Below are 19430 nucleotides of genomic sequence, written 5' to 3' on the forward strand. Positions count from 1 at the left end.
AGGGCATTGATGACCGCGATCGGCCTGTGGCGAGCGTGAGGAGAAATGATGAGCAACGTACTCGCTGAGGTCGGCAACGCCTCCAAGCGCGACGACCTGCCGGAGTTCCGCGCCGGTGACACCGTCAAGGTTCACGTCAAGGTCGTCGAGGGCAACCGGTCCCGCGTCCAGGTCTTCCAGGGCGTCGTGATCCGCATCCACGGCTCCGGCATCGGCCGCACCTTCACCGTCCGCAAGGTCTCCTTCGGCGTGGGTGTCGAGCGCACCTTCCCGCTGCACTCCCCGATCTTCGAGCAGATCGAGATCGTCACCCGCGGTGACGTCCGTCGCGCGAAGCTCTACTACCTGCGCAACCTGCGCGGCAAGAAGGCGAAGATCAAGGAGCGCCGCGAGGCGTGAGCCGGCTGGGGCTTGATCGGCGGAGCGAAGCGACGCCCGATCTGCCCCAGACCGAGGCGTGAGCCTCGGAGGTCTGAGGGTTTCCTGAGCATTGCGAGTCGATGAGGCTCGTTGTGGAGGGAGTCTCTAGACTCACCGCGTGACTTCGAACGACCGCGATCCTTCCGTCGGTGTCGGGCCCCAGGCCCGCTGGGACGGCCCTGAGACGGGGGGATCGCGGTCGTTCTCGTCTTCTCCCCAGCCCCCGCGATGGGCCCCCGAGCAGCTCCCGCCGGCCGGCGCTCCGCGCCGCGAGGAGGAGCACAAGCCCCGGTTGTCGGCCTGGCAGGAGGGCATCGTCCTGGTCGTCCTGGCCGTGCTGGTCGCGGTCGTCGTGAAGGCCCTGTTCGTGCAGGCCTTCTACATCCCCTCGGAGTCCATGGAGCCGGGCCTTCAGGGCGGCCCGTCGGTGGCGACCGACGACCGGGTGCTGGTGGAGAAGCCGTCCTACTGGCTCGCCGGCACGCCGCAGCGCGGCGACGTCGTGGTCTTCTCCGACCCGGGCTCCTGGCTCGGTGTCGACGAGTCGGCCGGCCCCAGCAACCTGCTCGGCAAAGGACTTGCGATCATCGGCCTCTACCCCGAGGGCGGCCACCTGGTGAAGCGGGTCATCGGGGTTCCCGGCGACGTCATCGAGTGCTGCGACAAGCAGGGCCGGCTGATGGTCAACGGCGTCCCGATCGACGAGCCGTACGCCCGGCCCTCCGAGACCAAGTGCGGCCGCCCCAACAAGGAGGGCGAGTGCTTCGGGCCGATGCCCGGCACCCGCCACTGGGAGGCCGGTCCGGTGCCCGAGGGTTCGCTGTTCGTGATGGGCGACAACCGGGCCAACTCCGCCGACTCGACCGTGCACATGTGCACGGCCGAGGAGACCGACTGCGCGCTGGTGCCGTGGGTGCCGGAGGACAATGTGGTCGGCAAGGTCGTCGCGCTCGGCTGGCCGTTGGACCGGGCCAAGTGGATCCACCGGCCCGACAGCTTCGAGGACGTGCCGTCACCGTGAGCACGACGCCCACCCTGCGAGTCGAGCGGTCCATGCTGCGCGACGGCGTCACCCATCTCGGTGCCGTCGACGAGGTGGGGCGTGGCGCTCTCTGCGGGCCGGTCTCGATCGGGATCGTGGTGATCTCCGCGGCGACGCGGACGGCGCCCCAGGGCGTACGCGACTCGAAGCTGCTCACTCCCGAGGCCCGCGAGACGCTCGCACCGAAGGTGCGCCGCTGGGCCGTCGACTCGGCCGTCGGGCACGCCCTGGCCTCCGAGATCGACGAGGTCGGGATCATGGCCGCGATGCGGCTGGCCGGTCAGCGGGCGCTGGGCGCCCTGGACGTACGTCCCGACGCACTGCTGCTCGACGGCAACCACAACTACCTGACCCCGCCGGTGCAGGAGGGGCTCTTCGGTGAGGTCTCGGCGATGGTGGACGAGGTCGAGGTGCCGCCGGTGACGACGATGATCAAGGCCGACATGAAGTGCGCCGCCGTCGCCGCCGCCTCGATCCTGGCCAAGACCTCGCGCGACGCGCTGATGGTCGCGCTCCACGAGGAGTACCCCGACTACGCGTGGGCCGACAACAAGGGCTACTCCGCGCCCGCCCACATCGCTGCGCTCGAACGCCTGGGACCGTCGGCATATCACCGGCGTTCGTGGAGTCTTCCCGGGACTTCGCCCGTGTTGGCTCTAGAGTCTTAAAACATGAGCGCGGAGGATCTCGAGAAGTACGAGACCGAGATGGAGCTGACCCTCTACCGCGAGTATCGCGACGTGGTCGGCATCTTCAAGTACGTCGTCGAGACCGATCGCCGGTTCTATCTGTGCAACCAGGTCGACGTGCGGGCGCGAACGGACTCGGGGGACGTCTACTTCGAGGTGTCGATGAACGACGTCTGGGTGTGGGACATGTATCGGCCGGCCCGGTTCGCGAAGGCGGTCAAGGTGCTCACCTTCAAGGATGTCAACGTCGAGACGCTCAACCCGACCGACATCGACCAGCCGCTCGACTGACTGCGCGCAGCTCTGGGGGGCCAGTTGCCGTCCACAGGGCGATCTCGATCCGGGGTTATCCCCAGGCGCCCCGGAATCAGCTCGGATTGTCGGTGCTCGCGATGAGTCTGGACCTCGAAGCCGAATGGCAGGAGGTCCATGATGAGTTCAACGGCGCCGGCGCGGATCGCGCTGGGAAACTACGGCGAATCGGTCGCCGAGAGGCACCTGGTCGAGGCGGGCATGACCGTGCTCGACCGCAACTGGCGGTGCAACGACGGGGAGATCGACCTGGTCCTGCGCGAGGGCGACACGCTGGTCGTCTGCGAGGTGAAGACCCGCAGCCATGACGGCTGCGGCACTCCGCACGAGGCGGTCGACAAGACCAAGCTCGATCGGCTCAAGCGGTTGGCGATGGCCTGGCTGCAGCAGCACGACGTGCGAGCCCCGGGGATCAGGATCGACCTCGTCGCGGTGATGCACGCGCCCCGCGGTTCGGCGCTGGTCGAGCATGTCAGGGGCCTGTGATGGGATACGCGCGGACTCATGGCGTCGCACTTCGTGGCGCGGTCGGCCACCTGGTCGACGTGCAGGCCGACGTCTCGCCAGGGCTGGTGGGGGTGACGCTGGTCGGTCGCGCCGACAGCGTACTGGCCGAGGGACGCGACCGGGTGCGGATGGCGATCATCAACTCGGATCTCGATTGGCCCGCGACCAAGCGGATCACGGTGCTGCTCTCGCCGGCCGACCTGCCGAAGGGCGGCTCGCACTACGACCTCGCGATGGCGTTGGCGATCCTCGCGGCGGGCGGCGAGATCGAGACCAGCGGCCTGGAGCGCACGGTCTTCATCGGCGAGCTCGCGCTCGACGGCGGGCTGCGGCCGACCTCCGGGGTGCTCCCGATGGTGCTCGCCGCCTCCCATGCCGGGATCGCTCGAGTGGTGGTGCCGGAGCCGCAGGTCGCCGAGGCGCGGATGGTGCCCGGGATGGAGATCCTGGGGTTCCGGTCGCTGGGCCAGGTGGTCGCGGAGCTGCGCGGCGAACCGGTGCCCGACGCGCCGCCGGTCGCGACCGGCACCGGCGGCAGCCTGCTCGGCTGGCGGGGTGACCGTCGCCTCGACGACATCGACATGTCCGACCTTCGCGGCATGCCCGAGACCCGCTATGCGGTCGAGGTCGCGGCCGCCGGTGGACACCACCTGCTGCTCAAAGGGCCGAAGGGCTGCGGGAAGACGTCGATCGCCGAGCGGATCCCGACGATCCTGCCCGATCTGTCCCGCGAGGAGTCGTTGGAGGTGATGGCGGTGCAGTCGCTGGCGGGCGTGCTGGATGTGGATCACGGGCTCCTGACCAGGCCGCCGTTCGCGGCTCCCCACCACGACGCCTCGAAACCCGGCATCGTCGGAGGAGGCAGTGGCCGGGTCCGCCCGGGTCAGGTCTCGCTGTCGCATGCCGGCGTCCTCTTCCTCGACGAGTTCCCGCTGTTCAAGAGCGACGTCATCGAGTGTCTGCGCGAGCCGCTGGAGAGTGGCGACATCACCGTGTCGCGAGGAGAGGAGTCGGTGACGCTTCCGGCGCGGGCCCTCGTGGTGCTCGCCGCCAACCCGTGCCCGTGCGGCAACTACGACGCCTCGATCACCAAGGACGGGTGCATCTGCCGGTCCAACGAGCGCCAGGCCTACGAGCGCAAGGTCTCCGGACCGATCACCGACCGCATCGACATCACCCGCACGCTGCGACCGATGTCCGAGCAGAACCACGATCCGTGGGGCTCGGAGACCAGCGCCGACATCCGCGAGCGGGTCGCTGCGGCCAGGCGCCGCCAACGGGAGCGCTATGCCGACTTCGGGTGGCGGCTCAACGGCCAGGCCAGCGGGATCGCGCTGCGTGACAACTGGCCACTGCCACCATCGGCCGAGGCGCTCATCGACTCACGCATCTTCTCCGGTGCCCTCACCCGTCGTGGGGCGGTGCGGGTGCATCGCCTCGCCTGGACGGTGGCCGATCTCGCCGGTGTCGACTGGCCGGGCGTGGCCGAGACCGAGACGGCGCTCGCGCTGCGCAACGGAGGCTCGCTCGCGGTATCGGTCTTCGAGGGGAGGTCCGCATGACCACCGCGCCTGCCGCACCCACGTTCACCGACCTCGAGCGCGAGCGCCTGGCCAGGATCGCGCTGACCCAGCTGATCGAACCCGGCACTCCACTTCTCGACACCTGCCTGGTCGGATCCACCGCGACCGACGTCTATCGGCGCTTCGCGGAGGAGGACCCCGATCTCGGCGACGACGGGTTCGAAGCGAGGTCGCGGCTGGCCCAGATCCATCCCGACCGAGACCTGGAGCGGGCGACCAACGCCGGTTTCCGCTATGTCATCCCCGGCGACGAGGAGTGGCCCACCCAGGTCGAGCGACTCGCCGGGCAGGAGCCACTTCAACACCGCACCGGGACGCCACTCGGCCTGTGGGTGCGGGGACCGCTCCTGCTCAGCGACCTCGACCGCTCGGTCGCCATCGTCGGGTCCAGGGATGCGACGGCCTACGGCGCCGATGCCGCAGCGCGGATCGCCGCCGACCTGGCGGTCAACGACTTCGTGACGGTCTCCGGGGCAGCGGTCGGCATCGACGCGGCCGCACACCGGGGTGCACTCACCGGCCCGCCGGGGAGCACCGTCGCCGTGCTCGCGGGTGGGGTCGACGTTCCCTACCCTCTGCGCAATCGGCGCCTGATCGACGCGATCGCCGAGAGCGGTGCGGTGATCTCGGAGATCGCTCCCGGCTTCCCGGTCACCCGCTATCGATTCCTCTCCCGCAACCGGATCATCGCCGCCCTCGCCCGGGGCACCGTGGTCGTCGAGGCGGCAGCGCGCAGCGGGTCCCTCAACACCTCCCACTGGGCCTACTGCATCAACACGCCCGTGATGGCGGTTCCGGGTCAGGTGGGGGCGATGACCTCGGTCGGCACCCACGACCTCGTACGCCGAGGCAAAGGCGTCCTGGTGACCGACGGTCTCGACGTACGCGAGCTCGTCGGCGACATGGGTGAGGCTCTCCCCGCCGAGCCTCGAGGCCCCGTGCGCCGCCGCGACTCGCTCACCTCCGTCGAGAAGCAGGTCCTCGACGCGGTCCCGGTGAGCAGCCCCTCGTCACAGCTCGACATCGCGAGGTCGGCGTGCCTGCACCCGAAGACGGCCGGCACCGCGCTGTCGCGACTCGAGGCCCTCGGCCTCGCCGAGCGGTTCCCGGAGGGGTGGCAGCTGGCACCGGGCGCGGCTCGCACCTGAGACGGACCTCAACACCTATTCTGGCTCGGGTGAGCGCTGAACCGGAGGCCGACGCGGGGGGCGGGTCCGCGGAAGCGGGGCTTCCCGAGGTCTACGCCGCACTGCTCGGCGACTACGAACGACACCTCAGCGCCGAGCGCGGCCTCTCCGACCACACGGTCCGAGCCTACCTGGGCGACATCCGCAGCCTGCTCGACCACGCCGGCCGCATGGGCCGAACCGCGGCGGAGGCGATCGACCTGCGCACGCTGCGCAGCTGGCTGGCCAAGCAGCAGACCACCGGCCACTCACGTACGACCTTGGCCCGGAGGGCCACAGCGGCCCGGGTCTTCTGCGGATGGCTGGTCCGGACCGGTCGGGCGCAGGTCGACGCTGGTGCCGCGCTGGGGTCGCCCAAGGCCCACCGCACGCTCCCGCCGGTGCTGCGGCCCGACGAGGTCGAGTCCCTCATCGCCGCCGCGATCGCCGCCGCCGAGGACGGCACACCGGTCGGGATGCGCGACATCGCCGTGCTGGAGATGCTCTACGCCACCGGCGCGCGGGTCGGCGAGCTCGTCGGCCTCGACCTGGACGACGTCGACTACGAGCGCCGGGTCGTCCGGGTGTTCGGCAAGGGACGCAAGGAGCGGATGGTGCCCTTCGGCGGGCCCGCGGTGCGGGCGCTCGACCGCTGGGTCGTCCGTGGCCGCCCCCAGCTGGTCACCGAGTCCTCCGGTCCGGCTCTGTTCCTCGGCGCCCGTGGCGGCCGGCTCGACCAGCGTGCCGTACGCACCCTCGTCCACCGCCGCCTTGCCGACGTCCCCGGCGCCCCCGACCTCGGTCCCCACGGACTGCGCCACAGCACCGCCACCCACCTCCTCGAGGGCGGCGCCGACCTCCGCTCCGTGCAAGAGCTCCTCGGTCACGCCAGCCTGGCCACCACCCAGATCTACACCCACGTCAGCAGCGACCGACTCCGCAAGGCCTACCGCCAGGCCCACCCCCGCGCCTGACTGCCGAGTCGGCTACCGGACAGAGTCGCCGCGCTAGAGGGGGAGGAGCCGGGCCGGCCACAGTGCGTCGACGAGCAGCAGCAGGTCGAGCTAGACATCGTCGGCAGCTCGAGCCTGCATCACATCTCGACGACAGAGAGAGTGCTCGCGAGCACATGCTCCCCGCCATGGAATGCTGGCGTCAGCGACCGTGGAACTCGATCTCGTGGTGGTGGGACCGAAAGCGCCGCGATCCGTGCTCAAGGAGATAGCCGACGGCGTCCTTCATGTCGCGTGTCTCGAAGAGCGCGGTCGCCTCGTTCAGCACAAGGGAATCCGCGGACCGTGAATCATTGCTCAGCGCGTGTCGCACCATCCGCTTGGTCATGGCGTGCGCCCGTACAGGCCCGCGGGCGATCGTGGTGGCGACTGACAGCGCTGCCTCGTGAAGATGCGGAGTCGGAACCACACGGTTCACGATGTGCCACTGGGCGAACTGTTCGGCAGTGTAGGAGTCTGCGGTGTAGACGATCTCCCGGGCGATGGCCGGCCCGCAGCGCTCTGCGAGACGGTAGGCGCCACCGAGGAAGGTGGTCACGCCGATGAGAGCCTCCACCTGGGAGAAGACCGCGTCGTCCGCCGCGTAGATGAAGTCGCACGCGAGGGCGATCTCAAGTCCTGCGGCGTAGCACAAACCGTTGACTGCAGCGATGACGGGGAACGGCGCATCCTCGATCGCCCAGATCACGTCCATCGCCTCGGACAGGAACGCACGTGCCGCCTGCCGGTCCTTGTCGAGGAAGAGGCTCACGTCGGCGCCGCCGGAGAAGATCGCCGAGTCGGACTTGATCACCATCGCTCGGCACCCGTTGTCCGACGCGGCGCCCAATGCTGCGACGAGGCCGGCGATCTGGCCGTGGTCGAACAGCTCGGCCGGCGGGTTGACGGTGGTGACGACCGCTACGTCGTCGACGAACTCGAGATTGACCTGACTCATCGGAGCCTCTTTCACGGGACGGGTGGTGGTTGACGAGAGAGCGAGCATTCTCTATCGTAACGGAAATGCAGCAACTCTTCTCAGTCCAGGGAAAGAAGGCCGTCGTCACGGGCGGCACCCGCGGCATCGGCTACATGATCGCGGAGGGTCTCCTCAAGGCAGGTGCGGAGGTTTTCATCTCCTCGCGGAAGGCGGACAGCTGCGACGAGGCCGCGCGTGAGCTCGGCAAGATCGGGCGGGTCCACGCCTTCGCTCGTGACCTCAGCCAGGAGTCGGAGTGCCGGCTGCTCGTCGAGCAGATCGCCGAGCACACCGACACGATCGACATCCTCGTCAACAATGCCGGCGCCACCTGGGGTGCGCCGCTCGAGGACTACCCCGACGCGGGCTGGGACCGGGTCATGGACCTCAACGTGAAGGGCGTCTTCAACATGACGCGCTTCCTGCGTCCGATGCTCGACAAGGCTGCGGTCCCTGACGATCCAGCGCGCGTCATCAACATCAGCTCGATCGACGCGACGATGGTGCCCCTCTTCCCGAGCTTCGCTTACTCAGCGTCGAAGGCGGCGGTCAACCACCTGACAGCACACCTTGCCGCGGAGCTGGCACCGACCATCTTGGTGAACGCCGTCGCGCCGGGGCCGTTCCACACCGAGATGCTCGACGCAGCCATGCAGAGCCACGGTGACGAGATCCGTGGCTTGACCCGTGTGGGCCGTACCGGGAGCCCAGAGGACATTGCCGGAGCGGTCATCTACCTCTCCTCCCGAGCGTCGACCTTCGTCACCGGTGCCGTCCTTCCGGTGGACGGCGGGGCAAGCACCACCGGGCCCGTTCGCGTCCCGGGGAACAGGAACACCGGCTTGGCGGCATCATGACGCTCTTCAGTGCCGTCCCGACGTCGTACGCCGTCTCGCCTGACTCGGGCGAGCACTGGGCGGTCGAAGGTGCCTGGCCGGTGGCCGTGGGCATCCACCGGGTCCCGCTTCCTCTTCCGTCGGACGTGCTGACGGCGGTGAACGTCTACGTCATCGAGGCCGAGGACGGCCTCGTCATAGTCGACGGCGGGTGGGCCATCGAGGCGGCTCGGAGCGTGCTGGAGCACAGTCTGGGTCTGCTCGGTGCCGGCTTTGGCGACATCCGCCGCTTCCTGGTGACACACGTCCACCGCGATCACTACAGCATGGCTGCCCAGCTCGGTGAGGCGTACGGCGCGGAGGTCGCGCTCGGGGCCGGGGAGAAGCCCACGCTCGACTTGCTCAACGACAGAGCGAGGCCCCGCATGGAGACTCCGTTCTTCGCGAGCCTCGTCAACGCGGGGGCTGCAGACCTGGCCGAACAGTGGAACCGCGGGGAGCACGGCGTACCCAACCAATCGGTCTGGCGTTACCCCGACACCTGGTTCGAGGGCGACCACGTCATCACCCTGGGAGAGCGGAGCCTGGATGCCGTGCACACGCCTGGGCACACCGCCGGTCACTATGTCTTCGCAGACAAGGCGGCCCGACTGCTGTTCGCCGGAGATCACGTGCTCCCCACCATCACGCCGTCCATCGGTTTCACGATGCCGCCCGCGGCCAATCCCCTCGGCGACTTCATGACCTCGCTGACGAAAGTCCGCGCGCTACCGGACCTGATGCTGCTGCCCGCGCACGGTCCGGTCGCACCATCCACGCATGATCGGGTGGACGAACTGCTCGCCCACCATGAGCAGCGGCTGACCAGGACGCTCGAGACGCTCGAGGGCGTCACGCTCACCCCCTTCGAGGTGGCTCAGCGACTGAGCTGGACCCGACATGAGCGTGCTTTCGACGAGCTCGACCTCTTCAACCGCGGCATCGCCTCCCTGGAGACAAAGGCCCACCTCGACCTCCTGGTCGCCCGTGGTGAGGCCACTCGCAGCAGCACCCCGGCGGGCGTCGCGCTGTTTGCGCCCGCATCCCACCACGCCGGACCGTCCGAACCACCTGAAGAGGAGCCCCACGCACATGAACATCGGTGATCGAGTCAACTATGAGCTGGTCGACCGCGTGGCGCGCATCGAGCTCGCGCACGGCCAGGCAGCCAACAGCCTTGATCAGCGCATGGGGGAGGCGCTCCACGAAGCTGCCGGCCTCGCCGAACGGGACGCAGCCGATGGGGACGCACGCCTGGTGATCATCAGCGCCCAGGGCCGGATGTTCAGCGTCGGGGGCGACCTCGCTGAGTTCGCCAGGGCTGAGGACCGAGGTGTCCAGGTCAAGGCGACCGCCGACGCGCTGCACGCCGCTCTGACGACCATCCGCAGGGTCACGGCTCCGGTGGTCTCCGTCATCCAGGGCACCGCGGCCGGCGGCGGTCTCGGGTTCGCGCTCGCCGGCGACATCGTCATCGCAGCGGCCGGGGCCAAGCTCGTGATGGCTTACACGGCCTCTGGGCTGACCCCCGACTGTGGGCTGACCTGGCTGGTCCCGAACCGCCTCACATGGCCGCGGGCCATGGATCTCGCGCTCACCAATCGCGTCCTCACCGGGGCGGAAGCAGCGGAGTGGGGCCTGGTCAGCCGCGCGGTTCCCGGCGAGGAGTTGCCCGCCGCGGTCGATGCGGTCGTCTCCCTGCTGCGCGCGGGTGCTTCGGACGCGTTCGCTAACGCCAAGCGCCTCATGCTCGAGTCCCGGGACAAGACGATGGCAGAGCAGATGGACCAGGAGGCTGAAACCATCGCTCGGTTGATCGTGCAGACCGACGGAGTCGAGGGGATCGACGCCTTTCTCGGCAAGCGACGGCCGATCTACCGCTGAGCCGACAGTGAAGACACGACAGATCAGCGCCCTGCAGAGAGCTGAGCCCAGATCCGGATTTGGGCGAGTCTGACGGGTGGAGTCCTAAATAGTGGTGTACGACCCCGGTGGGTGTGTCGCTGAGACAAGCAGCGACGGTCACCGGGTGATCCTTCGAGTCAACCTTCCACAGAATCCTCGAACGGAGCACCACGATGACCGTCAGGTCCAGTATCGACCCTGCCCTCCTGCTGGAGGAGTACCTGTCCCAAGCCAGCCCGGATCTGTTGCGCGAGCGGATGCAGACCTTCATCAACACGTTGTTGTCCGCGGACGCGGACACGGTGTGTGGCGCGGAGTACGGCACCCGGTCCGAGCAGCGGGTCAACTCCCGTAACGGCTACCGCCACCGTGACTTCGACACCCGCATCGGCACGTTGGATGTCGCGATCTCGAAGCTGCGGGAGGGCTCTTACTTTCCCGAGTGGCTCCTGGAGCGCCGCAAGCGTGCCGAGCAGGCCCTGACCACGGGTGGTCGCGGAGTGTTACCTGCGTGGGGTGTCGACCCGGCGGATGGACAAGCTGGTCCAGGCCCTGGGGATCACCGGCCTGTCGAAGTCGCAGGTGTCGGTGATGGCCAAGGACCTCGACGAGCACGTCGAAGAGTTCCGCACCCGGTCCCTGGCCCAGGCCGGGCCGTTCACCTTCGTCGCTGCCGACGCCCTCGTCTTGAAGGTGCGTGAAGGGGCCGGGTCGTGCCCGTGCACGCCCTGGTCGCGACCGGGATCAACGCCGATGGGCATCGTGAGGTCCTCGGGATCCAGGTCACCAGTGGCGAGGATGGCGCGGGCTGGCTGGCCTTCTTCAGCGATCTGGTCGCTCGCGGCCTGTGCGGGGTCAAGCTCGTCACCAGCGACGCCCACGCCGGCCTGAAGGCAGCCATCGCCGCCACCTTGCCCGGTGCCAGCTGGCAGCGGTGCCGCACCCACTTCGCCGCGAACCTGCAGACCATCACGCCCAAGGCGTCGTGGCCGTGGGTGCGCACGCTGCTGCACTCGATCTATGACCAGCCCGACCGCGAGGCGGTCGAGGACCAGTTCGCCCGGGTAGTGGACACGCTGACCGAGAAGCTCCCCGTGGTCGCCGAATACCTCGAGCATGCCCGCGAGGACATCCTCGCCTTCCGGCACTTCCCCAAGGAGATCTGGCGCCAGATCTGGTCCAACAACCCCAACGAAAGCCTCAACCGCGAGATCCGCCGACGCACCGACGTCGTCGGGACCTTCCCCAACCGCGAAGCGATCATCCGACTCGTCGGCGCCGTCTTGGCCGAGCAACACGACGAATGGGCCGAAGGCCGCCGCTACCTCGGACTCGACGCCCTCGCCAAGTCCCAAACCGTCGGCCAGCCCGCCGAGGAGGTGAACCAGCCCGAGCTACAGGCCATCACGGCCTGACCCTGCGCACGACGAAGGAGCACCCGTCGTACACCACTACTCAGGACTTGACCGTCTGACGTCCGCGGCTCTGGCAGAGGCACAGGCTGGACGAGACTGCCCGTTACGTGTTCGTGACCCCGGAACAAGGGCCGCGTGCGCTTTACGACGGGCTCGCCAGCGAGGTCCGGTGCTGGTCGTGGTCGATCAGCCGGACTTGATCGGGGCGCTCGCCGTCGTCGCTCGCGATCTTCTCGCAGGGCTCGGTGGGCTGACCGGGCTGCGCAAGGAACCGCGTCTTCTGCTGATCGCTGCGGGCAGGCACGGGGCCACCGCGTAAGCACGCCGTGATCATCGACACCTCTGCTCACGACGTCCTCTTCACACCCGTCGTCGCCAGTTACGGTTTGGGCGTTGCCAGGACGCCCTCCTGCACGCCACCCGGCCCGGGTGGCGTGCAGGTGCACTTCACCCGGTGACGGACGTGGCGGGCAGCTTGATGGCCCGCTTGAGCACCTTCCCGGTCGGCCCGAGCGGCAGTTCGTCGACGATCTGCACGATGCGGGGGTACTTGTCGGCCGCGACGCGCTCCTTGAGGAAAGCAGTGATCTCGTCGGGCGTCGCGTACGCACCAGGCTTCAACATCAGGACCGCGGCAACCTCCTCGCCGACTCTGTCGTCGGGGACGCCGATCACGGCCGAGAGGTGCACAGCGGGATGCTCGCTCAGCACAGTCTCGATGTCCGACGGGTAGACGTTGTGGCCGTTCCGGATGATGATGTCCTTCAACCGGTCGACGACCTCGACGAAACCGTCCTCGTCGATGGTGACCAGGTCGCCTGTCGCGAACCAGCCGTTCGCATCGATCACGGCCTTCGTGGCGTCGGGGCGCCCGAAGTACTCCGCCATGATGCAGTGGCCACGCACGTGCAGCTCGCCGACCTCTCCCACACCCAGGAGAGTGCCGTCGGCGCTGACGACGCGGTGCTCGACACCCCACATCGGGGGTCCGACCTTGCCCGGCTTGTGGTGCCCCGGTCCGCAGACGTGCGTGATCGGCGAGGTCTCTGAGAGACCGTAGCCTTCGTACATCGGCACCTGGAACTCGAGATCGAGCGCTTCTCGGAGCCCGGCAGCCAGACCGCTTCCGCCCGAGGCCAGCCAGCGCAGCGAGGACACCTCGCGCGGCCGCGACTGCTGCTCCGCGAGCACCGCCGCGTGCATGCTGGGCACTCCCATGAACAGGGTGATCTTGTGACGCTCGATGAGGTCGAGCGCTCCGGCTGCGTCGAAGCGGGGCTGCAGCACCAGCTCGACGCCGTAGTTGATACCGGCGTTCATGATGCTGGTCTGGCCGAAGGAGTGGAAGAACGGCAGCGCTGCAAGCGCGACGTCGCCGGCCATCAGTCCCACGGCGTCGCCGAAGAGACGTGCGTTCCACACCAGGTTGTCGTGAGTGAGCGCCGCGCCCTTCGGTGAGCCCGTGGTGCCGGAGGTGTAGATGATCACGGCCAGGTCGGACGCATCGGTGCTGGCTGCCTCGTGGTCACGGGCTTCGGCTGCAGCACTCTCGAGGAGGTCGGGCAGCCCGGTCTCCGGGGCGCCGGGCGAGCCCGCCGAGTAGACCAGTCGGACGCCGCAGGCGCGCGCGGCCTGGGCGGCTGCCTCGTGGATGCCACTCCACACGACGAGAGCTGTCGGCGTACAGTCCTTGAAGATGTACTCGAGCTCGGCCGCACTCATCAGCGGCGACAACGGCACCACCGTTGCGCCGGTTCGAAGGGCGCCGTAGTAGGAGATCGGGAAGTGCGGCACGTTCGGCAGCACCAAGGCCACTCGGTGCCCTGGCCCCACGCCTTCCTTCTCCAGGAGCAGGGCGGTGTTCTTGGCGAGGTCGTCGAGGGTCTCGACGGACATCGCCAGGTCGCCGAACCGCAACGCCGTGCGGTCGGGCGCCGCCGCGGCTGCGTGCGAAAGGATCTGTGCGGCGTTGAGCATCAGGACTCTCCTCGTGTCTGCATGTGATTCTTCACTGGTGGATTGCTCCTACGCACTCGCGCAACGGCGCACCGTGCTGGCACCTCGCGTTGCGACGATGATCTCGGCCGCGATGGATACCGCGGGCTCTTTGGGGTTAGGGCGCCCAGATCCGGGCCAATGGACGAGAAGCAGAGCTCCATGTCTGGATCACCGTGGCAAGTGCGAAGGGCGCGCCCTTGGCACGCCGGGCCATCGGCCCGGCGACGATGTCACGCATGGGTCTCTCCACTGTCCGGATCTGAGCCTTCGAGGCTCAGACGTCCCAGTCGGTGGGAAGATCGCCCCAGGCCGCGATGATGACGTTCAAGGCCTTTGCGTTCTCGATGGCGTCCTTCATCGTTCCCCTGATCAGCCGCACCTTGCCGCCCATGACCAGGTTCGCCGCGGGTGTCTTTCCCTCGGCGGCCTCGCGATAGTGCTCCACCTTGCCTTGGAAGCTGGCGAGGAGCTGGTCGTCGGGGTAGACGTTCGTGGTGCTCCAGTTCACGACCCGGCCCGCCACGATCTCGACGTGGTTGGTCAGATCAGGTCGATCTGTGACGCCGAACCCCAGGATGTGGTTGAAGTTGGCCGCGTCCCTGAGCGCTTTGCTCGCCTGCTCGGCGAGTTCGCCGACGTGGGCAGCCGCTGCTGCGGCGCACCACTCCTCCGAGAAGAACTTGAGCTGGTCAGTCATGGTCTTGCCTCTCTTGTTTCTTGGTTTTCGAACGGGCCATGGGAACGCTCAGAGTCGTCGATCGAGAGCGCGTCGAAGGGCGCGACCGACCACGACCCCGATCAGGTGTCGGCGGTACTCCACGGGCGCATAGCCGTCGCCTAGGACATCGACTCCGTCGGCTGCGTGCTCGACAGCCGCGCGCACCGCATCGTCGTCGACCGTGGTCCCCTCGAGCGCGCTCTCGGCTGCCACCGAACGCAACGGCGTGGTTGCAACACCCGTGAGAGCCACCCGGGCGGCGCGGCACGTTCCCGAGGCATCGAGGGTGAGGTTCACACCCGCGGCGGCGACTGCGTAGCCCGACGCCGGGTGAGCGATCTTGACGTACGCCGACACGGTTCCGGCCTCGGGCCTCGCCAGCTCGACGTGCGTGAGGATCTCGTCGTCGGCGACGTCCGCCGTGAACAGGTACGTGAAGAAGTCCTTGGCGGCGATCTCCCGCACGCCACGCACGCTCCGGACCTGCACGACGGCGTCGGTCGCCAGCGCGACCGCCGGCCAGTCTCCGGCCGGGTCGGCGTGGGCCAACGATCCCCCGAAAGTGCCTCGGTTGCGCACCAAGGGGTCGGCCAGGTCCTCACCTGCATCCTCGATGATGGGCCAGGTCCGGATGACCGGGTCTTCGTTGAGGAGCTGGTCATGGGTGACGAGGCCGCCGATCCTGACACTGACCGGCGTATGTTCGATCCTGCGCAGGTCGTTCAGACGTGAGATGTCCATGATGACTGCAGGGTTGGCCAGACGCAGCTTGAGCAACGGGATCAGGCTCTGGCCACCGGCCATCACCTTGATGTCCTGGTCGCCCCTGGCCAGCATGGCCAGGGCGTCGTCCAGCGTCGCGGGGGAGGCGTACGCGAATGCCGAAGGGATCATTTCGTTGCCTCCTGGAGGGCCATCCACACCTTGGCGGGGGTGAGCGGCATGTCGAGGTTCTCGACTCCGAGCCGGCGCACCGCATCCATCACCGCATTCACGACCGCTGGCTGGGAACCGATCGCACCTGACTCGCCCACACCCTTGACTCCCAGCGGGTTGATCGGTGACGGCGTGACCGTGTGACCAGTCTCCAGCTGTGGCATCTGATGCGCCCGGGGGACGGCGTACTGCATGAAGCTGGCCGAGGCCGGCTGGCCGTCCTCGTCCCAGGCGAGGTTCTCGTAGAGCGCCTGACCGATGCCCTGGGCGACGCCGCCGTGGATCTGACCGGTGGCGAGCGTCGGATTGATCAAGTGGCCGCTGTCATCGACTGCGACGTAACGGTCGATGGTGATAGCTCCGGTGTCCGGGTCGATCTCCACCGCGGCGAGGTGCACGCCGAACGGACTGGTGAAAGCCGGCGGGTCGAACACGGCCATCTCCTTGAGGGTGGGCTCCATCCCCTCGGGGAGGTCCACACCGCGCCACGCCTCGACTGCCACGTCTTCGAAACTCAGCTGACGCCCCTTCCCGTCCCTCCTGACGAAGACTCCAGACTCGTAGGCGACGTCGTCGATCTCGACACCCAGCATGTGGGCGGCCAGACGGGTGGCCTTGGCCATGATCTTCCTGGCGGCCAGTGCGGCCGCGGATCCGGCGCTCGACATCGACCGGGAGTTGAACGTCCCCGTGCCGAAGTGCACGATGTCGGTGTCGCCTTGGAGCACTTCGACGTCGTCGATGTCGAGCCCGAGCTCTGTCGCGACGATCTGCGCGATCGACGTCTCGTGGCCTTGGCCGGCCGCGTCGATCCCGACCTGCACGATCACCGAGCCTGTGCGGGTCACCGTGATGACGGACTGTTCCCAGGTCGCACGGTCGAAGCCGACAAGCTGCAGCTGGAAGGCGTCGCCGAATCCGCAGAACTCGGTGTAGACACTCACCCCCAGCCCGACGATCCGTCCGCGCGACCTGGCCTCGTCGTGTTCGGCGAGGAGCTTGTCCCAGCCGATCATGTCGAGGGCCTTGTCCAACGCCTTCTCGTAGTCGCCTGAGTCGTAGGTCATTCCGGTGGCGTTCGAGTACGGGAACTGGTCCGGTTGGATGAAGTTCCGGCGGCGCAGCTCGACGCGGTCGATGCCGATCTTTGCTGCCAGTTCGTCGACGGCGCGCTCGATCAGGTACGTCGCTTCCGGACGCCCGGCGCCGCGATAGGTCTCGGTCGTGCTGGTGTTCGTGAAGACCCCGTGGATGTCGACGTCCGCGACGGGGATGTCGTAGACGCCGGGAAAAACCATTCCGGACACGACCGGGATGCCTGCGCCCATGCCGGAGACGTAGGCGCCCAGGTTGGCGTAGGTCGTGACCTTCAGACCCTGGATCTTCCCGCTCTTGTCCGCCGCGATGGACACGTACTCCACGTGATCGCGCCCGCCTGAGGTTCCGGTGAAGTGTTCGGCTCGCGACTCCGCCCACCGCACCGGCCGGCGGAGCCGGCGACTCACGGCGCTGACGACCACGTCCTCCGGATACAGGCACAGCTTCGACCCGAATGCTCCGCCCACAGCCGGAGTGACGACCCGGATACGGTTCTCAGGGATGCCGATCGCGATCGAGAGGTTGCGACGTACGACGTGGACGTTCTGTGTCCCGAGGTACAGCGTGAGCGAGTCGGTGCCGACCGCGTAGTCGGCGATGGAGACACGTGCTTCCAGCGAGCTCGCGTGGACACGCTGGTTCACCAGTCGCAGGTCGACGACGTGATCCGCTGCCGCCGCCACCGTGTCCCAGTCGCCGGTGCCGAGATGCCAGAGGTACGAGGTGTTTCGCTCATAGCGCTCGTGCACCAGCGGCGCGCCCTCGCTGGCAGCCGCCTCGGTGTCGACCACCACGGGACGTTCGAGGTACTCGACGTCGACGAAGCATGTCGCGTCGTCGGCCTGGGCCCGCGTCTCCGCAATGACGACGGCCACCGCTTCCCCGACGTACTTCACGGCATTGCGAGCGAGCGGGTAACGATCCGGGATGCCGTCCATGATCGGCAGCGTCCAGTCGGTCGGAATGGTCCCCATCTCTTGGTCGCCGAAGTCGGCAGCCGTGAAGACGGCGACAACGCCAGGCTGGGCGCGAGCGGCCTCGGTGTCGATCGACACGATGTCCGCATGGGCGAGGGTGGAGCGCACCATCGACGCGTACAGCATGCCGGTCAGGCTGATGTCTTCGCTGAAGGTTCCCGTGCCGGTGAGGAACCGGAAGTCCTCGCGTCGCGGAACCGACTCGCCGACGTACTGCCGATTCGTCGCGGATGAGGATGTCTCCGTGGCACTACTCATTCGCCGGACTCCTGCCTGTCCGCGGAGAGCTCGACCAGGGCGTCGACGATGTTCTGGTAGCCGGTGCAACGGCAGATGTTCCCGATCAGTCCCTGCCTGACCTTCTCGTCGGTGAGGAGTTCATCGGTGTCCAAGATGTCCAACGCCGTCATCACGAAGCCAGGAGTGCAGAAGCCACACTGCAGTCCGTGCTTGCCCTGCAATGCCGACTGCACCGGGTGCAGGTCTTTCGGGTCGTCTCCGTGCACCCCTTCGATCGTGGTCACCTCGCAGCCATCGACCTGTACCGCCAGGACCGTGCACGACTTGACCGCGCGGCCATCGACATGAACTGCGCACGCGCCGCACTGACTCGTGTCGCAACCCACGTGGGTGCCGGTCAGGCGGCGGTCCTCTCGAAGGTGATGGACCAGCAAGGTCCTCGCCTCGACCTCGCAGCTGACCGCTTCCCCGTTCAAGGTGTACGAGACGGGTACGCGGTGTGCGCCTGCTGATTGTTCTGTTCCGATGACATCGCTCGTCATGCGGTCACGCTCCGTTCGTCGAGAGTGGGCTGGTTACCGACGCCGAGCGCGTCGGATGGCAATGGTCAGCAGCAGTACGCCGACCAGCGAGAGGCCTGTGGTCGCCGAACGGCGAGCCATGGCGCGGCTTGCCACGGAGAGGAGGTCCAGGGGCTCCGCAGATCCGTGGTCGATCTCGCCGCTGACGGCGGTGCTCGGCGCGGGGCTGGGAGGCGAGACCTTGTCCTCAGCGAGCTGCCGAGCAAGCGCGTCCGCGAACTGGCCGATGAGTCGGTCACCTACGTCCGCCATGACGCCCCGACCGAACTGCGCAGGCTTTCCAGTGAGCTTGAGATCCGTCTCGAGATCGACCCGAGTCTTCCCACCCTCCGGGGTCAGGTTGACGACGACCGCGAGAGCCGCGCGCCCGTTCGCGCCGTCCTGTCCCTTTCCGTGCAGCACCATCCGATGCGCGAGCGCATCACGTTCGATGAACGTCGCCTGCCCTTTGTAGGTCAGCCCGATCGGTCCGAGCTTGACCTTGCAGGTTCCGGTGATGTCGTCGCCGTCGACAGTGTCGACTGCCGCCCCCGGCATGCAGAGCGCAACTCTGCGAACGTCGTTGAGGACGTCCCAGGCCGTGTCGATGTCCTCATCGACGTGGAAGGAGTGCTCGAGTTTCACGTGTGCTTCCTTGTTCCGAGTTACCTCGGGTAGCAGCTAACTGAATGTATGCGTCGTGTGACCGACACCACAACGTTAGAGAACGCTCGCTCTCATGTCAACGGCAATGCGACGCTCTGTCCCGAGCGCATCCCTGCTGCCCGATGCTCGCCCCGCGACCTCAACCTCGCGGCGGGCACGCGTCCTCATGGCGCAGTTGTATGGCCAGCCGAGGGGCCTGCTTCTAGCAGGCGTACCGATCGAACCGGAATTCCCTAGGGCGGTATGACGTGACCGCTTGTGTCCTGCAAGGGACACAAGCGGTCACGTCATACCGTCTAGAGGCGCGAACGCATCCGACGGAGAAGTAGACCTTCCCTGCGGATCGTCGTGC

At 67.8% G+C, this 19430-nt stretch carries 19 protein-coding genes and 1 pseudogene; 12 read left to right on the top strand and 8 right to left on the bottom strand.

Annotated elements, in window-relative coordinates; translation table 11 throughout:
* Positions 1 to 48: 48 nt before the first annotated feature.
* The 8 genes from rplS (at position 49) to ACIA03_RS23255 (ending at position 6693) form a co-directional block, all read left to right on the top strand.
* Positions 49 to 399, top strand: a complete 351-nt coding sequence (rplS, locus tag ACIA03_RS23220) for a 50S ribosomal protein L19 (protein WP_396986916.1) — start codon at positions 49 to 51, stop codon at positions 397 to 399.
* 139 nt (positions 400 to 538) lie between these two features.
* The gene (gene lepB, locus ACIA03_RS23225; protein ID WP_396986918.1) at positions 539 to 1441 is read left to right on the top strand and encodes a signal peptidase I; all 903 of its coding nucleotides are present in this window, start codon (positions 539 to 541) and stop codon (positions 1439 to 1441) included.
* A complete protein-coding gene (locus tag ACIA03_RS23230) occupies positions 1438 to 2130 on the top strand; it encodes a ribonuclease HII (RefSeq protein WP_396986920.1) in 693 nt (230 codons plus the stop codon). Before lepB ends, ACIA03_RS23230 begins: the two co-directional genes overlap by 4 nt.
* A gap of 3 nt (positions 2131 to 2133) precedes the next feature.
* A complete protein-coding gene (locus ACIA03_RS23235; protein WP_045550889.1) occupies positions 2134 to 2442 on the top strand; it encodes a DUF2469 domain-containing protein in 309 nt (102 codons plus the stop codon).
* 141 nt (positions 2443 to 2583) lie between these two features.
* A complete protein-coding gene (locus tag ACIA03_RS23240; protein WP_396986923.1) occupies positions 2584 to 2949 on the top strand; it encodes a YraN family protein in 366 nt (121 codons plus the stop codon).
* Positions 2949 to 4532, top strand: coding sequence for a YifB family Mg chelatase-like AAA ATPase (locus ACIA03_RS23245; protein ID WP_396986925.1), 1584 nt, complete (start codon positions 2949 to 2951; stop codon positions 4530 to 4532). The genes ACIA03_RS23240 and ACIA03_RS23245 overlap by 1 nt, the downstream gene beginning before the upstream one ends.
* Positions 4529 to 5701 carry a DNA-processing protein DprA gene (locus tag ACIA03_RS23250; protein ID WP_396986927.1) on the top strand — a complete coding sequence of 391 codons (1173 nt, stop codon included), beginning with the start codon at positions 4529 to 4531 and terminating at the stop codon, positions 5699 to 5701. The genes ACIA03_RS23245 and ACIA03_RS23250 overlap by 4 nt, the downstream gene beginning before the upstream one ends.
* 29 nt (positions 5702 to 5730) lie before the next feature.
* Positions 5731 to 6693 (top strand): tyrosine recombinase XerC, encoded by a 963-nt coding sequence (locus ACIA03_RS23255; RefSeq protein WP_396986929.1) that lies wholly within the window; start codon positions 5731 to 5733, stop codon positions 6691 to 6693.
* Positions 6694 to 6874: 181 nt separating this feature from the next.
* Here the strand turns inward: ACIA03_RS23255 and ACIA03_RS23260 are convergent, their stop codons facing one another.
* Positions 6875 to 7669, bottom strand: a complete 795-nt coding sequence (locus ACIA03_RS23260) for an enoyl-CoA hydratase/isomerase family protein (RefSeq protein WP_396986931.1) — start codon at positions 7667 to 7669, stop codon at positions 6875 to 6877.
* Between the two features lie 65 nt (positions 7670 to 7734).
* Between ACIA03_RS23260 and ACIA03_RS23265 the strand changes: the two genes are divergently transcribed.
* From ACIA03_RS23265 to ACIA03_RS23280, 4 genes and pseudogenes are all read left to right on the top strand, one after another.
* On the top strand, positions 7735 to 8547 hold the full coding sequence (locus ACIA03_RS23265; RefSeq protein ID WP_396986933.1) for an SDR family oxidoreductase: 813 nt from the start codon (positions 7735 to 7737) through the stop codon (positions 8545 to 8547).
* Complete coding sequence (locus tag ACIA03_RS23270; RefSeq protein ID WP_396986935.1) at positions 8544 to 9671, top strand: MBL fold metallo-hydrolase; 1128 nt, start codon at positions 8544 to 8546, stop codon at positions 9669 to 9671. Before ACIA03_RS23265 ends, ACIA03_RS23270 begins: the two co-directional genes overlap by 4 nt.
* Complete coding sequence (locus ACIA03_RS23275) at positions 9658 to 10449, top strand: enoyl-CoA hydratase/isomerase family protein (RefSeq protein WP_396986937.1); 792 nt, start codon at positions 9658 to 9660, stop codon at positions 10447 to 10449. The genes ACIA03_RS23270 and ACIA03_RS23275 overlap by 14 nt, the downstream gene beginning before the upstream one ends.
* A gap of 194 nt (positions 10450 to 10643) precedes the next feature.
* Positions 10644 to 11885, top strand: a pseudogene (locus ACIA03_RS23280) (IS256 family transposase).
* Between the two features lie 142 nt (positions 11886 to 12027).
* Here the strand turns inward: ACIA03_RS23280 and ACIA03_RS23285 are convergent.
* The 7 genes from ACIA03_RS23285 to ACIA03_RS23315 form a co-directional block, all read right to left on the bottom strand.
* On the bottom strand, positions 12028 to 12189 hold the full coding sequence (locus ACIA03_RS23285) for a hypothetical protein (protein WP_396986939.1): 162 nt from the start codon (positions 12187 to 12189) through the stop codon (positions 12028 to 12030).
* Between the two features lie 143 nt (positions 12190 to 12332).
* A complete protein-coding gene (locus tag ACIA03_RS23290; RefSeq protein WP_396986941.1) occupies positions 12333 to 13862 on the bottom strand; it encodes an AMP-binding protein in 1530 nt (509 codons plus the stop codon).
* Between the two features lie 295 nt (positions 13863 to 14157).
* Positions 14158 to 14580, bottom strand: coding sequence for a hypothetical protein (locus ACIA03_RS23295; RefSeq protein ID WP_396986943.1), 423 nt, complete (start codon positions 14578 to 14580; stop codon positions 14158 to 14160).
* Positions 14581 to 14628: 48 nt separating this feature from the next.
* Complete coding sequence (locus ACIA03_RS23300; protein ID WP_396986945.1) at positions 14629 to 15495, bottom strand: FAD binding domain-containing protein; 867 nt, start codon at positions 15493 to 15495, stop codon at positions 14629 to 14631.
* Complete coding sequence (locus ACIA03_RS23305; RefSeq protein ID WP_396986947.1) at positions 15492 to 17870, bottom strand: xanthine dehydrogenase family protein molybdopterin-binding subunit; 2379 nt, start codon at positions 17868 to 17870, stop codon at positions 15492 to 15494. The genes ACIA03_RS23300 and ACIA03_RS23305 overlap by 4 nt, the downstream gene beginning before the upstream one ends.
* Positions 17867 to 18394 (bottom strand): (2Fe-2S)-binding protein, encoded by a 528-nt coding sequence (locus ACIA03_RS23310; RefSeq protein ID WP_396986949.1) that lies wholly within the window; start codon positions 18392 to 18394, stop codon positions 17867 to 17869. Before ACIA03_RS23310 ends, ACIA03_RS23305 begins: the two co-directional genes overlap by 4 nt.
* Positions 18395 to 18427: 33 nt before the next feature.
* The gene (locus tag ACIA03_RS23315) at positions 18428 to 19057 is read right to left on the bottom strand and encodes an SRPBCC family protein (protein ID WP_396986951.1); all 630 of its coding nucleotides are present in this window, start codon (positions 19055 to 19057) and stop codon (positions 18428 to 18430) included.
* Between the last annotated feature and the right edge of the window lie 373 nt (positions 19058 to 19430).

The organism is Nocardioides sp. NPDC051685, assembly GCF_044453405.1.
Lineage (GTDB): Bacteria > Actinomycetota > Actinomycetes > Propionibacteriales > Nocardioidaceae > Nocardioides.